The sequence below is a fragment of the Bacteroides cellulosilyticus DSM 14838 genome, from assembly GCF_000158035.1.
GTDB lineage: Bacteria > Bacteroidota > Bacteroidia > Bacteroidales > Bacteroidaceae > Bacteroides > Bacteroides cellulosilyticus.
This window is the reverse complement of the sequence record NZ_EQ973486.1, coordinates 22,954-37,040: the sequence shown is the minus strand read 5'-3', so window position 1 is coordinate 37,040 and position 14,087 is coordinate 22,954. Positions and strand designations below refer to the sequence as shown.

Below are 14,087 nucleotides of genomic sequence, written 5' to 3'. Positions count from 1 at the left end.
AATTCTACCACTTTGTCGTAAACTTCCGGCCCTATGATAGCTGTTAAGCGCCTTACACTTAATGGTATGTAAGGTTTCCACTTAGAGAAATCGGTTGCAGCGTCAATCATTCCTAGCGCTTCGACTAGCTCCGACGTACCATTGTTATTTTTATCAAAGATTGTTTTCATCACTTCTTATTCTGGTTAAATTCATACTTATTCCACCCTTCAAAGTCTCCGTTAAAGCTATTCACTTCATCGAAAAAGTCTTTATAAAAACAGGATAGTCCGGTATCGATCGTTATTGTAGCCTGTTCACACCTGGGATTTGTGTTGATATTTGCAGAACTTTCGATAACAAAATCGAAATGTTCCCCAAAACCGGCCATTACTTTACTATGATTCTTAAATATGCAGATCCGCCCATTATTCCTTTTTGCTACATCCTTTAGATAGGAATAAACACCGGAATAACTTCCCTGGAAAATTTCACCCACATAAAAATCAATTCGTCCGATATATCCTTTTTCAATCCAGTTTTCAATTTCCTTTGCATCAGTAATAGCCATACACCAGGTAGATATTAGGCAATATTCGATCTTCTGCTGTTTGACTATGGCACGTAAATAAGTTAAGCTATCCACATCCCCAAAGCTGATACAGTGATAGGAACATCCCGGTTCAAAATGCCAGGGTAATTCCTTTTCTAGTGCAAGTTCACTTTTTACACGTTTATCGAAATGCCGCCCTTTCATCCTTTTACATTGTACATGTTTCCCTGGCTGTTCTGCTGCTTCCGTAGTTTCTTCCGGCCCTGAATCGACATGCAAAGGTAATTCCGGTTCTTTGGGTATGTCTGACGCAAAAAGTTTACGCATTTTCTTTTACTCTGCTACTTGGTGAAATGTTCTCTTCCGCATTGACAATACTTCGATAAAGCCCTATTTGCGTCTTACTTCCCGGAAAATTCGCACGTATATAGTGCATCAACGGTTTACAAAGTATCATATCCGGTATAGCTGTTTCACTGGCATTATAAACCTTTATAGAATAAAGCTTCTCGGATCCGCTGGATAACTTATTTTCCATGATAAGGTTTGATAAAACTGGATCCAGCCCAAAACCAGAAGTCGCCGCAGCATCCGCCTTATTAGCTATTTTTATCTGGCTCTCGATATACTCTTTTATCTTTTTATCGATAGGCGTGATCGTCCATCCTTCAAAGTTATTGGCTTCCGCGTTCCAAAATTTAGTAGTGTGCATATATTTACCGACATTCTGGCGTCCGGTAACACCTGCCGCATACTTTTCCATTGCTTCATCTTTAAAGTCTTCCAGCATTTTAGCGGAATAAGCAATACCTTTACGCTTGCAAATGTCTTTTATTCGTTCTTCCGCTGCATCCCAATATCCCTGCGGGCTCTCAATGTGCAAGCTTAAGGCCGACGAATTAGCATTATAAGCGGCCAGTAATGGCGCAATCGTACCGGCCAGCTCTAGCCATGGGAAAGCGCCAAGAAAACGAGGTGTGCTTACGAAATCTTTACAAAAAGAATAAATATTGAAATAGCCAACTGATATCGGATGTTTAAAAGGATCTGCCGGGTTAAAAACCGGATATTTAGCCAATTTAGTAGGATCCGGAAACGGCCAATCACCTACATATACATTTTGCGGAAAGTCGTGGTTATCGTCTGGATATTCAAAACGGCATTTTTTATAAGGTATATGTTCCAACTTTAGAAATTTACCTGCTGCACCAATACGCGGCCCCCGGTTTCTAATAAACTTAGTCCAAAACCCCTGCATGTGGATAAGATCAACTAAGGATCGTAACATAAACTCGCGATGATCCCAGCGCTCTAAATCTTCCTGGATCTTATCATCTAGTATCCATTTCCGATAAAACTTATTATTTCCTTCGTCGATGGCATCTTCAAAAAAACGCGGGCCTTCTCCCCATTGTAGGCCCTGTATTTTCCCCATGATACCTTCCCCACCGTAGAAATTATCTAGTAAACGCTGTACGTCTCCTGGTAAGTCGTTATTAGCGCCCATCGGCACGATATCAATTCCATTAACTCTTATTTTCTTAGTCTGCCAACTATCCGGCCTGCTAAAATTAATAGAAGAAGGCGCCCAGCCTTTCCCCATGGCAAAGGAAATTAATTGTCCTTCCCCTGTATCTATAAATCCGAAATTGCCTGTTCTTCTGATTTCCATATTAAACGTAAATTTTGATCCCGTTGAACTCTGTAACAAGTATTTGCCAACAATTTAGCGGTTTGCCTGTTTCTGTATCAGTTAGAAATAATTTATAGCTAGAATTTTCGATCTCTGCATCCGATGTTTTAGGCCGTAATCTAGCACATTTCAACCTAACCGAATCCCCGCCAGATCTCCGCTGACGATCGTATTTTCTAAATGTTATAGAAAAAGTGTCACCATCTGCGGAAATTTGCTTCATCTGCTCGATAGCGGTATATAGGTTTATAGTTTGAATACCCTTCGCCATAACTGTTTTATTTTCGGCCAGTGTGCCCGCAATACATCAAATAAATAATAGGAGAAAACAATAAGGCAGATATATAACAAAGCCTTCCATAAACTAGTCGAAGGCTTAATTTCTTTGCTCGTCTTAATATCTTCTTTCTTATCAGTCTTACGATTTACTGCTGTTGAATCGTTTATTACTGATTTTATATTTTTCTCCGTGTCGATCTCCGTATAAAGTTCTTTTTCTTGATTAGTGGTGGAACCGGTAAAAGAGATTTCTTTGATTGGTGGTAAACCTGTTTCTTTCGTAACTGGCTTTTCCGTATCAAATTTAATAACGACGCGGTTTTCCTCGTCAGTTCTAGTATTACGTTCTGTACTATGTCCCTGCTGCTTATCTTGTTCCTCTCGCGTATCTGTGCGAGCTTTAACGCTGTCTGACAATACCGTTTCATTTGTTTTCCGGTGATCGATCGTTGCGCGGCTACAACTAGCAAGGAAGACTCCCGATAGTACAATATACAAAGCATATTTTTTCATATAATTAATTGATTGGTATTCTTTGTGTACATGCCTTCCGCCCGCAAAGATTCGGCTTCATTGCTTTAATTTCTCGTTCGTTCTCACTCACCTTTAGCGCCAGTTCCTTGATATTTTCTTTCAACTCCACCCGATCCGTTTTAAGATCTTCAATTATCTGCTGATATACGTTTTGCACGGATAGCATCGCATCAGCTTCGGCCTGTTTCCTAGTATATTTTAGAGTAAAAAGCCAAGTAATACCACCAGTACAAATAGAACTGATTACTGTAGTAATTAATATTTCATTCATATTGCTCTATTTTTAGGCAAATATGAGCTTTTAAGATGTGTAGGTAAAGGACAAAAGAAAGGGCACACCGTTCCCGATGCACCCTATAAATAAATAGATATATTCTGATTAACTGGCTACTCTTTATGTTTTTCGGAATTTTCCGCAATCGTAGCAATACATAAAGCAAAACCACGTACTAAATACCCTGCAACAAAGATTAAAATGGCTATTGCAATAACCGGTATTCCTAAACTATCAAAATCCATTATCCCGGCAAAAGCCCCTATAATTCCGGCTATTTGCGAGACTATTAAAAATATCTTTGAAGATTTACGCAAAAGATTCACGCCGTTATCTTCTTTTGTGGCAAAATTCGGCTTTAGTGTGTTCATACTGCATTATATTATGATTAGCTGGTAAATGTAGAGAAAAAGCCACAAATAAAAAAGCTTTATCCGATTAGATAAAGCTTTCTCGTCTTATTATTATTTCACTTTTTACATATTATCCAGAATAAAATCAGCCGATATTCCAAAATTATCGCGTAAACGTTTCACCATGTTTAAATTAAGCGATCGCCTACCGGATAAAAGTTCACTTACACGAGATTCAGAGACACCCAGTTTTTTAGCGGCATCCTTCTGTTTTATATTGCCTATGCTCATACGTTGTTTGATAGCGTCCGTTATTACTGTCGATACCTTACCAGGCAAAGGATGATAAGCGGCCTCCCATTCATAAATCGCATCAGTAAGGCGTACAAATTCTTCTTTGTCTGCTTCTGAAAGCAATTCCATATCACCAAGCTTTGTTCCCTTCTGGATCAAAACTTCCATTTCCTTTTTATATTCCCTGTATTGGGAATCACTACTAATTTTCATAATGCCCTCCTTTTTAATAATTCTTAGCGTCGATCCTATCATATTCTTTGTGGGTACCAATAAAGCGAATAGTCATTCTACCAGCAAAGAAAACAACGATCGCAACTATTCGATAATTATTTCCTCGGATATTGAACACATACCGGTTATTTCCCACATAATCGGCTGAAAGAAAATCATTTTTCAGTTCATTGTGATTTTTCCAGTCTGCGGCCTCTATTTTTTCTACCCATTTTTCGATAGCGTTACTAGCATCCGCATGTTTTTTTATGAACTCTTCCAGCTTTTCAGAATCGATTATTTTCATAACTTCTTTTTGTTTGATACAAAGATACAAAAAATTCCCAAATGTGGAAGTTTTTAAGAGATATATTTTTTATTTTTAATCATAATATACATGAATAACATCTATGTGAAATCTAAAAAGTGCAGAATTTCCCGTTTTTGAACCTGTTTTTGTCTCAAAAAACAGAAAAACACTGTATTTGAAGGGTAAATTTTGCTCATCCTCACTACAAAGCACTGAAAAACAAGAGAATAAGCATAAACGGGTACGTATTCTTTTTTTTAGTCACACACCGAAGACCGAGCCGCTCAGAAGTCGAAAGGCGATTGCCTCGTTTTTTGAAATGTGAAATATGATTAATTACGTTAATATTATTAACATTTCGCAACTTTGGCGACAAAAAAGGCCGACCCCGGTATAAGGTCGGCCTATTGGGGCAATTGCCTTCATCACCCTTCCATGTCATCGAATCCCGGCACGTAAGGGCTGGCATTACTAGCCTTGCCTTTGCCCCTAATAGCCCGCCGCCAGAGCTTACGCATCATTAAGTATTTAAAAGCATCAGAGAAGTTCGTAGAAAGCATAGGCAATTTCTTAGGTGCCAGTTTCTCCGACTTCTTAATCTTATAAACTATCTTTTGCTGCCCCTTGTATCGGATCCCGGCTGGTGCCTTCTCAATACTAGACACGGCTTCTTTGCAATTAACTGCATCAATTAAAAGAATTGGTAATGCTCTGTTTTCCCCCTTCATTAGCTCCAACATAAAGTCGTATTCTTCATCTTGCCGGATATTAGCTTGTTTGCGACTCATAAGATTAACGATCCATCCTGTCCGGTTGCCTTCCCCGTCTATCTCGATAGCTTCTTTCAATTTTCGCGCATAGTCTTCTTTCTGCTTTTCAAAATTATTTCCGGCACGATCATAATACAAGTTTAATTCCTTTTCCTCGTGATTCAGGAAAAAGCCTAAGAATTGATCTGCCAATTCTCTAAACCAATTAGGCGGTAACTCAAAAAAATTCTTATGTAATCGGTAATATGCACCGTCTTCCTGCCCTATGATTAGGGATAGTTGATTACCAAAATCGACGCCTGCATCTATCGGGTTATCATGGTGTAAAAAGCGCAGATCCCTAGAATTTACTGCCGGTTCCCCATGATACACACCATCTGTATATTTATGCTTTTCAGAAAAAGCCACATAAAAACGGATATCTCGGCGAAGCCCAGGGCGCATACCTACCACCGATTTTTTAAATTCGTGTAATTCAAGTGTTCCGTTAAAAAGTTGCTTTATATACCCAATTGTTAGAATATCAATGTTCGTAAAGCTAGAAGCATTAATAAAATAACTTTCCCCCTTCCGCATCTTAAGTAAGGCAGCTTCATAATAGATTATCTTTTTTTTAATCCGTCTTAGTTTATCAGGAGAAGGAGATTCTTTATTTTCTTCCCGTACTAGCTTAATACGCAGTTCATTTAGTTCCCCTGCCGCTTGGACTATTTTTAGAATACGTTCTGGCTTCATCAGCTTTACATAACGAAAATACCAGTCATATTCTCCCTCCAAAACATCCGGCATGTCCGTAGTAATGGTTACCCCTAAAAAGTAATGACTATGCCCGTAACGAATGGCATCACCACGCAAAATCGGCATAGCTCTATTAACCTTCTTATCTTGATCGTATTTAGCTTCGTCAAAGAATAAATGAACTACTGACTTACCAGCCAACAAAGACGGATGATCTAGGGATCCTAGAAAAATTATAGATCCATTCCAAAATGAAATAGTATTTTTATAATCATCTACTATTATACTGCACCTTTTTCGCCAAGATTCAGGCGGGCGTTTGTTAGAAATGTAGTGTACACCTTCATAAAGCCCCATTAACTCCCAGCCTGTTTTTACCGCTGGCATTATATTATCTGTTAAATTCGTGTAGGTATTAGCTGCAAAAGCAAGCGCCGCACCTGGCATATCATAAACACAATCGGCAGAGCGTCTGGCCTGTATAACAGTACTTTTAGCCATTCCACGACCGGCACTTGTGATTAGATTAGTAGTATCTATCCAGTCCGTCAGTACCTTTATAATATGTGAATATCTTACTTCAACATCATCGGTATTAATCCTCTGTATCGTCTTCTCTGAACTCTTCGGCATCTTCGATCATTCGTTTTTTAAGATTAAATTTCTTTATCTGTGCATCTTCTTTTAGCCTATCCCGTACAATCATTGGTATATCTGGAATTTCATCGATAAACTCTTCCAGCTCTTTTCGATCCGTTTCCGGTACACCTAGATCAGATCGTTTTGTCGTATAAATGACTATCTGTTTTTTATTTAGAAGTTCTTCCGGGATTTCTGTTTCAGTCGAAGCAAAGCGTAACCTTAATTTAGCGGCACGTTCCAGAATACGCGAAGCTTCTTCACCTTTCCCCATCAGAAACATAGAATCTGCCCACTTTTCCAGCTTCTCGGCGTATAGGTTCGCAAATGCTTCCGGCCTTATATTTTCTTGTGCGTAGAAGAAATTTATAGAATCAGAATAAACCTGTCGGGCCATCCAGTCAGACAAACCGTAAATTTCTGACTTAAGTAACTTGATAATACCAGCTTTTGTTATTACCTTACCGTTATACCTCATTCTAGCCCTTAGCCCTCTAACCATTTCCATAAGCTCGTAGTAGGCGCGTTCCTCTGGCGGTAAGGTATCTAAATCACCAGTAGATAAAATCTGTGTGATCTGGTTAATATCTATATTTTCAAGATCTAGCCGTGTCGGCTTAGTTACATTCATCTTCATCGATTTGCTCTACAATTATTTCAAATGTTCGTCTCCTATTCACCTTCTCCAGTTGTTGAATAGCAATTATATTCCCCCCTTCGGCCTGTTCATGCAGTTTCATTTCCGGGTTAGCCCTAGAAACTAATATTCCCTGCCGGATTATTCCGTTAATTGTTGTACCCTCTATATAAGCATCCTTTACAAAAGAATCAACATCTACGCCTAGATAAATTGCTATCTCTTTAGGGCTGTATCCTAACGCTGCCATTCGCTGTATATCTTCCCTTTGCTCTATATCGAAAAAGAAAGAGTCTACCGGTAAGTTATTCATTATTTAAAATATTAAGACGTTCATAATCAGACTGAATTTCAGCACCTACTTTCTGACTCTGGATCCCGACTTCGGATCGATCGCACGGGTGAGAAAAGCGGGTTTTCATAGCTCGCCATGTAGCCCGCTTTATTTCCAGTTTGCAAAGATGGAAACCTAGTTTTTTTTCTAGCTTCGATTTCTTTTTCCAGGATATCTTTTTTGTTAGTCCATTTTTCGATTTTCGCTTGGGCCTTTGCTTTTTTTTCTTCGTTGTCGGATTTTTCAAGGTCATTCTTACCTTTGGATATATTCGACTTTGCATTATTCAGTTGCTTCACGAGATCCAGATCCGGCAAAGCTGAAATTTCATTTCTTTCAGCGAGTTCCTGCATAATTTTTGCTTTCCCTAATATCTTATGATTTTCCCGGTAATATTCCAGTTCTTCCCACATTTCCCGGTTATCCAGATAATTTTCTACTGCTGTCTTAGCCCATCTGAACGTTTCCTCACTTGCAACATCATCCGGTGTATTGGCTAACATCTCATGACTTTCCCGGTACAGGTCATAAGCTGAAAACATATCTGATACCAATATTTTAAACTCATTCGGACAATCCTTTTCATTTAAGAAGGGAAATTCTTCCCGGAAACGAATTGTTTTACGTACAGTTTCAGGGACTTCACAATACTTTGATTTTGCTTCCTCTAGTTCCTCTTCCAGTTCGTCTACTTTATCTTGGTTTTCGTCTGCTGATAACACTTTCTCGATAAATTCATCGCTAACAAGTTCATCAACAGTAACACCGAAGCGGTCAGCCAATGCGATAAGTGAATCATCTACATACGTTTTAGGCAAAACAGATTTAACGGTTTCTGGTATCGGTTCCGGCTTCTTGTATGCAGTTCTGCGCATTGAAGAAAAATCCATTTCAGATAATCCGGCCAGCTTACGTAATTCTTCGAAAAGCGCTCCTTTAGTCATTTCACATTCTCCAATCTGCCGAAATTTAGCTTTCAACATGCGATTTACTCCGAATATTTCATAAAGCGCCACACCTTCCGCGAAGTTTCTAGGCCCTTGTAAATAGGAAATAATTTGTTCTTTCATTTGATTAATTTATTAAGTGAGACACAAAGATTAAAAAAGGCAATTGCCAGGCAAAGGACTAAAAAAGCCCCGAACATCACTGCCCAGGGCTTACAAGTAGTTACAAGTAAAAAAATTAAGCCTCGTATCTTGATTGCTCAACAAATTTCATTGCCCCACCTCCGGTATCAAAAGCCTTAAATGTGATCTGGCTTCCAGGTGACGCGGTGAACACCTTACCAGCTTGCAATAAAAAGACAGACGAAGCGCCGGTTTCTACTGTTGGTGCAACACCAGCCGTAATACCAATCAACGTTAAGACGTCGCCATGTTGAGCACCTGTAACAGTTGCTATTTTCGCAGCTCCGGCACTTAGCTGATATTGCCCTGTACCTTTGAAGGTTATTTCCGTTGCAGCCGCCGGAACTACTGCCAGGGGTTCTTCGTGCGGGATCGTGCCTTCATAAATTCCGATATCGTCCCCCTTGCTAATTTGCGTAAAAGTAAATTCAGAAGAATTTGCATCTTTATTGCCTGTATAGTTCACAGACATTTCAATCGGGTTACATGGTGATCCGATAATATCTGCTGGTTCCCCGTTACAATACTGCAAAATAGCAATACAATGACGACCTAGCCAGTTCGTCTTAAATTCGCGCACTTCTCTTTTATTCCCTGGATGCTTCCCTTTAACCGAAGGCGTAAAACCTTTCGCATCGGTTTCACCTTCACCGTTAGAAGCCAGTTCAACCGTACCAGGCGTAATATAAAGATCCACAGAGTACGCCGACGGTTTTACTACAATATCACCAACCAGGACGACACCGGCACCATCACGCGGCGGAAAAGAAACAATGTCTTCAACGTCGATCAACGTAAGAACATCTTTAGGCGTTATTCCCTTACCCGGACTTCCTGCCGGTCTGGGTACAGATGTTTTAATGTAAGTTTTCATATAGCTATTTTTTTGAGATTAATAATAGGTAGGGGAAAATATTCCCCCACCAATAATTAGCCGCGTGCAACTTCGTAGAACTTGCCATCGTCAGTTTTAACCAGCTTGATAAACTTACCGGTACTTAACGTTAGGGCGGACGTTAAAACAAAACTTCCGCCGGTTGCAATTGTACTAGCATTTTCTTTACCACTTCCGTGGATCGTGTAAGTTTTTCCGGCGATTGCATCTGTAAAGTTGGTGATTGCCGTAGCTTTCGTATTTTCACCTGTTACGAAAACAGATCCACCCTGTAAAGAAGGCGTTGTTTCATCTGGGGCAAACTGCAAAGCATCGGCGGCGCCAGTCTCGCGGCCTATCTCAATAAATTTCCCGTCATCACGTTTCATTAAACGGATCATATCACCCTTTTTAGGGTTCCAAGCTTCCGAAATAAGGGAGAAATTACCGGACTTATCAATCTTAACGCCCTTATTCGTATTGCCACATTTCAGCGTAACAATCTTCCCGACCTCTGCATCTTCAATATCAGTAATAGCCAATAGATTAGTATTAGCAACAGTTACAATAGAAGTATGATACTTTGCAGACGGCTGCGTATCCTTATCGGCTTCGATAAAATAAGATGCCGGACGGTCGTATTCATTGCAGAAAATCATCTGACGCGAATAGTCCATGTCTTCTTTCTTTGTGTATTTGAATCCTACTGCATAAGCCCAGGTAGATTCTTTCCAGTTACTCCATACTTTCAAAGTCCAGTCTTGCTGCTCAATATTGAATTTCGTCATTTCTCCCGGCTGATCTTCGAATGTATGGATATTACCTTCCAGCGTCCAAAAAATACGATGGTGATTATCAGCGTTCGGCACTGCTATAAGTTTCACCGACGGATATTCTTTCACGTACATAATATTAGCCTTGTAGTCTTGATTCTGCGCATAATGCAGTTCATTGTACTTGTGGTACCACACAATCATGTGAGAAGGCATATACAAAGCTAATGTACCAGAATCGCGAAGAACGGCTGGTATCATTGATGTAGCCTGATAAACTTTTTCCCCGATATTCTCTGGTGACAAAGTACCAAGCTCAAACGGCTTCACCTGATAAACCAGCTTACCATTATTGATATCAATATGGCCTACTACTTTCTTATTCAGAAATTCATAGATACCATCAGCGGCCCCCATAGCACGGCCCGGCTTATTCAGATCCGGTTCTTTACGCACACCATTAACACGGCGCTGTTCACGTTCGTTATGCAGCTTCTTCGCTGTCTCTGCGAGAATGTATTCAATAAAAGACCACTTAATAACCTGGGATCCTTCCTTGTTGTAGCTTCCGATCCAAGATTTTTCCAGCGCTTTTAAATCCTTGAACTTATGAGCAAACATAACGCTAAACATACGCAGCGTTTCATTGTCAAACTCATAATTGCCCTTAGTGACATTATCGAAGTCACTAGCGGTATTATCTGCTTGTGAAAACTCACCTAACCAGATATTAGTTAATACTGCTAGATCTTGATAACCACTCTCCAAAGGGAAAATACTCTCGATAGATGGCAAAACCATCAAAAAAGATTGCAAACGATCCTGCCACGGTACACGATAGAAAGCGCCTAAATCTTCTTTCAGCCTAGAATAATCGATAGAACTAGCCGTAGGTACCTGAACTGCAATACCCTTACGATAAAGCATTTCAGCACGTAAACGCTGATTATAAGCTCTATCCATACCGTACATTTCACCGGTAATACCGCCTAGCTGCTTATCATCATCCCAATTCAAAACAATGTTTTTAGCATCCGGTATAATAGTCCCGTTTTGTGCCCCGGTTCCCTTGTCCAGTTCTGCCATATCAGAGAGCGTTTTAATTTTTTGATTAAGACCGGTAATCTCTGTTCTCTTAGCTGCTACTTCCGTAGAAAGTTCTCCTTTTTCTTTAGCCAGAGTTTCGATTTCTACCTGCGCGGTAGCTAATTTGGCTGTAATATCAGCTAGCAAACCTTTTATTACTGCATTGGAAGCACTATCTTCCGGGATAACAGTTCCATTTTCCGTACTTCCTTGCGGTTTATCATCCGGGAAGTCATTACTTAACGCTTCACAAAAACCAGTGAGAAAAGTTTCATTAAAGCCCATGTTTTTAAGCTTTTCTTTCTCTTCTGCCAGTAAAGCGTTTTTTTTGTCCGCGTCCTTATTCCAGTCCTTAATCCCCAGAATAGCCATTACAGCCGGAACGAATTGTGAAAAACGATTTTTCATAAAACAAATTGATTAAAAAGTGAATATTAAATTATCTCATTAGCCCTTTTTAGTGTCGCTTGTGATAATACCCATACGATAGCATCTTCCAACGTACCATAAGCATCTACATAACCATTTGCCAGGGCTACATCAGCAAAATAGGTTTGCCCACGAAAAAGAGGATCGTTTCGATCGTATTTTATGCCCAGATTCCTGGCAACTGCCTGTGCAAAAAGATTGTGATAAAAAGAAAGCTTCTCTTTAATAAGGCTATCATCCTGTTTCTCTTCCATATCACGAATCATTTTATTTTTCAGATCCGCACTATCAGGATAAATATCCTTAAGCTCAACGCCTAGCTCTTCATAATACTTTTTAAAGCTTTGATAAGTGTAGATAATCCCGCAGGATCCTATTTCGTCCATTGGGGAAGAAACGAATTTCCGCCCACATGCAGACACAAACCAAAAATGCGCGGAAGCACATACACCGGTAATGTATGCTGCAATTGGTTTAGAAGATTCCCGGATCATTCTTTCCAAAAGATCCACACGGGTAATCATTCCGCCAGGGCCGTTTACAAATAAGACAATACCGGCTATCTTTGGATTTGCTAGGGCTTTTGCAATAAATTGTTCCAAACGGTAAGTTTCCCAAGAATATAAAACGCCATCACAGGTAAGTATAACGACTGAATTTTCCGGTAACGAAGCGTCTTCCAGTTCCCATCGATCCGCCACATAAGGCATAGCGGCATAAGCCGTAACCTTATTTTGCAAAAGATGCTGTTCAATAGCTGCTAAGTTACCGTTATTTATAGAAGGCAAGATAAGTGACAAAAGGTGGTGATAATCCTTTGCCTCGATCGCCCATTTCTCATTAAAAATCTGCTGAATTTTATCCACGGTTTCTTTTTTCTGCAAAAGAAACCGTTTAAAAGCGGGCTAGAAAGGACTGTAAAAGGCTTCTGAATGTGACATTATCCCGGTTAGTTTACATTGATATTGCCCGGCTACCTTTGCATAAGTAAACGCCAAGGGTGTTTGTTGTGTTCCAGATACAATTTCGCAACCGGCTTCATTGGTATAAATGGCGATTAACTCTTGCTTGCTCAATGCAGCCAGCAAGTGTTCATTAGCTATATCGATCAGGGCAACATTAAACGTATGCCCTACATTATATATAAGGCCGCCTTCTGCTTCTTCCGGTTGGATGTCAGGTGTAAATGATCCTGGCACGATTGGAATCTCATAATCTCCATTTTGGAAGGAAACAAAAGCACGTGACATAATTAGGGCAAAACGATTTATTTTGCCTATCGGTATCAGTCGAAGCGAATTAGCTGCTGAATAAGGTGTTTTCTTTGTTCTCATACTATATAACTATTTGATATTCAATTACTCCGCATTTTTCCGGCATTTTTCCGGCAAAATTCCAGCAAAAAAAGGACATTAAGATACACTTCGTAGGTGAAAAAAACTTCTATTTTTTCTTGTATGGACGTTTTTTACTTGAACGTCTTATATTATCTCTCCATCGCTGGTAATCCTTCTGCAATGCTTCTTCGGTTATTGATTCAATGCAGTATTTTTTCATAAAGTAGTGTACAGACTGGATCTGATCGATCCCGAATTTGTGTTTATTTTCATCAATCAGATCGTGAAGTTCTGCACGCATCATCAATTTTATTTTCTTATTAAGTATTTTCTGACTGCGTATTCCTAGATAATTGAAACGTTCCGGGGATTTCCCACCGGCCAGATCCCCTTCCCTACGATCCGGCAATATAATTTCTAAATTACCCTGATCCCTAGAACTGTTTATCGGTCGTTTTTCTAGCAAATCATAAATAAGATGATAGATATCCAAATTATCGGGAAACTTCACTGGTGCCCCGTCTGGATCTGCGGAAAATTTAGACCAGCAATATTCCGCTAAATGTGCCTCGATTGTTATTTTCGTTGTTACCATGATTTGAATTTTGCTACAAAAATATAAATAAAATATTGATTAACAGCATTATATATACAATAAATTAAATCATTGATTCCATAACGGAGAATATAAATATATTTACACTATTTAATAAGCGATAAATTTACCGCTTGTTAAACATACTCTTCAATCGTCTGTTTTTTCAAATTTCGCTCTAAATCTTTGTAATTTTGTAACCTGTAACTTTCTTATCTTAACTTACTATATATCAATATTTTAATTTAGTCACAAAACCATGA

General features: G+C 39.4%; 17 protein-coding genes. All 17 read right to left on the bottom strand.

Annotation, left to right across the window (positions count from 1 at the left end):
* Window positions 1-169: 169 nt before the first annotated feature.
* Window positions 170-859, bottom strand: a complete 690-nt coding sequence (locus BACCELL_RS00225) for a hypothetical protein (RefSeq protein ID WP_007209444.1) — start codon at window positions 857-859, stop codon at window positions 170-172.
* Window positions 852-2,204 carry a hypothetical protein gene (locus BACCELL_RS00220; protein ID WP_007209443.1) on the bottom strand — a complete coding sequence of 451 codons (1,353 nt, stop codon included), beginning with the start codon at window positions 2,202-2,204 and terminating at the stop codon, window positions 852-854. The genes BACCELL_RS00225 and BACCELL_RS00220 overlap by 8 nt, the downstream gene beginning before the upstream one ends.
* A gap of 1 nt (window position 2,205) precedes the next feature.
* Window positions 2,206-2,496: a hypothetical protein gene (locus tag BACCELL_RS27645; protein ID WP_007209442.1), complete on the bottom strand. Its 291-nt coding sequence runs from the start codon at window positions 2,494-2,496 to the stop codon at window positions 2,206-2,208.
* Window positions 2,472-3,017 (bottom strand): hypothetical protein, encoded by a 546-nt coding sequence (locus tag BACCELL_RS00210; RefSeq protein ID WP_002562734.1) that lies wholly within the window; start codon window positions 3,015-3,017, stop codon window positions 2,472-2,474. The genes BACCELL_RS27645 and BACCELL_RS00210 overlap by 25 nt, the downstream gene beginning before the upstream one ends.
* 4 nt (window positions 3,018-3,021) lie before the next feature.
* Window positions 3,022-3,309 (bottom strand): hypothetical protein, encoded by a 288-nt coding sequence (locus tag BACCELL_RS00205; protein ID WP_002562735.1) that lies wholly within the window; start codon window positions 3,307-3,309, stop codon window positions 3,022-3,024.
* Window positions 3,310-3,425: 116 nt separating this feature from the next.
* On the bottom strand, window positions 3,426-3,683 hold the full coding sequence (locus BACCELL_RS00200; RefSeq protein WP_007209441.1) for a hypothetical protein: 258 nt from the start codon (window positions 3,681-3,683) through the stop codon (window positions 3,426-3,428).
* 105 nt (window positions 3,684-3,788) lie between these two features.
* The gene (locus BACCELL_RS00195; protein ID WP_002562737.1) at window positions 3,789-4,172 is read right to left on the bottom strand and encodes a helix-turn-helix domain-containing protein; all 384 of its coding nucleotides are present in this window, start codon (window positions 4,170-4,172) and stop codon (window positions 3,789-3,791) included.
* Window positions 4,173-4,185: 13 nt separating this feature from the next.
* The gene (locus tag BACCELL_RS00190; protein WP_002562738.1) at window positions 4,186-4,479 is read right to left on the bottom strand and encodes a type II toxin-antitoxin system HigB family toxin; all 294 of its coding nucleotides are present in this window, start codon (window positions 4,477-4,479) and stop codon (window positions 4,186-4,188) included.
* A 428-nt stretch (window positions 4,480-4,907) separates the two neighbouring features.
* A complete protein-coding gene (locus tag BACCELL_RS00185) occupies window positions 4,908-6,623 on the bottom strand; it encodes a hypothetical protein (RefSeq protein WP_007209439.1) in 1,716 nt (571 codons plus the stop codon).
* Window positions 6,586-7,266, bottom strand: a complete 681-nt coding sequence (locus BACCELL_RS00180) for a hypothetical protein (RefSeq protein WP_007209438.1) — start codon at window positions 7,264-7,266, stop codon at window positions 6,586-6,588. The genes BACCELL_RS00185 and BACCELL_RS00180 overlap by 38 nt, the downstream gene beginning before the upstream one ends.
* Window positions 7,247-7,579, bottom strand: coding sequence for a helix-turn-helix domain-containing protein (locus BACCELL_RS00175; protein WP_007209437.1), 333 nt, complete (start codon window positions 7,577-7,579; stop codon window positions 7,247-7,249). The genes BACCELL_RS00180 and BACCELL_RS00175 overlap by 20 nt, the downstream gene beginning before the upstream one ends.
* A gap of 38 nt (window positions 7,580-7,617) precedes the next feature.
* Window positions 7,618-8,670 (bottom strand): hypothetical protein, encoded by a 1,053-nt coding sequence (locus BACCELL_RS00170; protein WP_007209436.1) that lies wholly within the window; start codon window positions 8,668-8,670, stop codon window positions 7,618-7,620.
* Between the two features lie 115 nt (window positions 8,671-8,785).
* On the bottom strand, window positions 8,786-9,604 hold the full coding sequence (locus BACCELL_RS00165) for a hypothetical protein (protein WP_007209435.1): 819 nt from the start codon (window positions 9,602-9,604) through the stop codon (window positions 8,786-8,788).
* A 56-nt stretch (window positions 9,605-9,660) separates the two neighbouring features.
* A complete protein-coding gene (locus BACCELL_RS00160; RefSeq protein WP_007209434.1) occupies window positions 9,661-11,871 on the bottom strand; it encodes a hypothetical protein in 2,211 nt (736 codons plus the stop codon).
* Window positions 11,872-11,897: 26 nt separating this feature from the next.
* Window positions 11,898-12,758, bottom strand: coding sequence for a S49 family peptidase (locus BACCELL_RS00155; RefSeq protein WP_044153137.1), 861 nt, complete (start codon window positions 12,756-12,758; stop codon window positions 11,898-11,900).
* Window positions 12,759-12,797: 39 nt separating this feature from the next.
* Window positions 12,798-13,226, bottom strand: a complete 429-nt coding sequence (locus tag BACCELL_RS00150; protein WP_007209432.1) for a hypothetical protein — start codon at window positions 13,224-13,226, stop codon at window positions 12,798-12,800.
* 109 nt (window positions 13,227-13,335) lie between these two features.
* On the bottom strand, window positions 13,336-13,824 hold the full coding sequence (locus BACCELL_RS00145) for a hypothetical protein (protein WP_007209431.1): 489 nt from the start codon (window positions 13,822-13,824) through the stop codon (window positions 13,336-13,338).
* Window positions 13,825-14,087 lie beyond the last annotated feature (263 nt).

Excerpts from the sequence above, each read along its gene's own strand:
- BACCELL_RS00225 (WP_007209444.1), bottom strand. The coding sequence starts at position 859 with ATGCGTAAACTTTTTGCGTCAGACATACCCAAAGAACCGGAATTACCT.
- BACCELL_RS00220 (WP_007209443.1), bottom strand. The coding sequence starts at position 2,204 with ATGGAAATCAGAAGAACAGGCAATTTCGGATTTATAGATACAGGGGAA.
- BACCELL_RS27645 (WP_007209442.1), bottom strand. The coding sequence starts at position 2,496 with ATGGCGAAGGGTATTCAAACTATAAACCTATATACCGCTATCGAGCAG.
- BACCELL_RS00210 (WP_002562734.1), bottom strand. The coding sequence starts at position 3,017 with ATGAAAAAATATGCTTTGTATATTGTACTATCGGGAGTCTTCCTTGCT.
- BACCELL_RS00205 (WP_002562735.1), bottom strand. The coding sequence starts at position 3,309 with ATGAATGAAATATTAATTACTACAGTAATCAGTTCTATTTGTACTGGT.
- BACCELL_RS00200 (WP_007209441.1), bottom strand. The coding sequence starts at position 3,683 with ATGAACACACTAAAGCCGAATTTTGCCACAAAAGAAGATAACGGCGTG.
- BACCELL_RS00195 (WP_002562737.1), bottom strand. The coding sequence starts at position 4,172 with ATGAAAATTAGTAGTGATTCCCAATACAGGGAATATAAAAAGGAAATG.
- BACCELL_RS00190 (WP_002562738.1), bottom strand. The coding sequence starts at position 4,479 with ATGAAAATAATCGATTCTGAAAAGCTGGAAGAGTTCATAAAAAAACAT.
- BACCELL_RS00185 (WP_007209439.1), bottom strand. The coding sequence starts at position 6,623 with ATGCCGAAGAGTTCAGAGAAGACGATACAGAGGATTAATACCGATGAT.
- BACCELL_RS00180 (WP_007209438.1), bottom strand. The coding sequence starts at position 7,266 with ATGAAGATGAATGTAACTAAGCCGACACGGCTAGATCTTGAAAATATA.
- BACCELL_RS00175 (WP_007209437.1), bottom strand. The coding sequence starts at position 7,579 with ATGAATAACTTACCGGTAGACTCTTTCTTTTTCGATATAGAGCAAAGG.
- BACCELL_RS00170 (WP_007209436.1), bottom strand. The coding sequence starts at position 8,670 with ATGAAAGAACAAATTATTTCCTATTTACAAGGGCCTAGAAACTTCGCG.
- BACCELL_RS00165 (WP_007209435.1), bottom strand. The coding sequence starts at position 9,604 with ATGAAAACTTACATTAAAACATCTGTACCCAGACCGGCAGGAAGTCCG.
- BACCELL_RS00160 (WP_007209434.1), bottom strand. The coding sequence starts at position 11,871 with ATGAAAAATCGTTTTTCACAATTCGTTCCGGCTGTAATGGCTATTCTG.
- BACCELL_RS00150 (WP_007209432.1), bottom strand. The coding sequence starts at position 13,226 with ATGAGAACAAAGAAAACACCTTATTCAGCAGCTAATTCGCTTCGACTG.
- BACCELL_RS00145 (WP_007209431.1), bottom strand. The coding sequence starts at position 13,824 with ATGGTAACAACGAAAATAACAATCGAGGCACATTTAGCGGAATATTGC.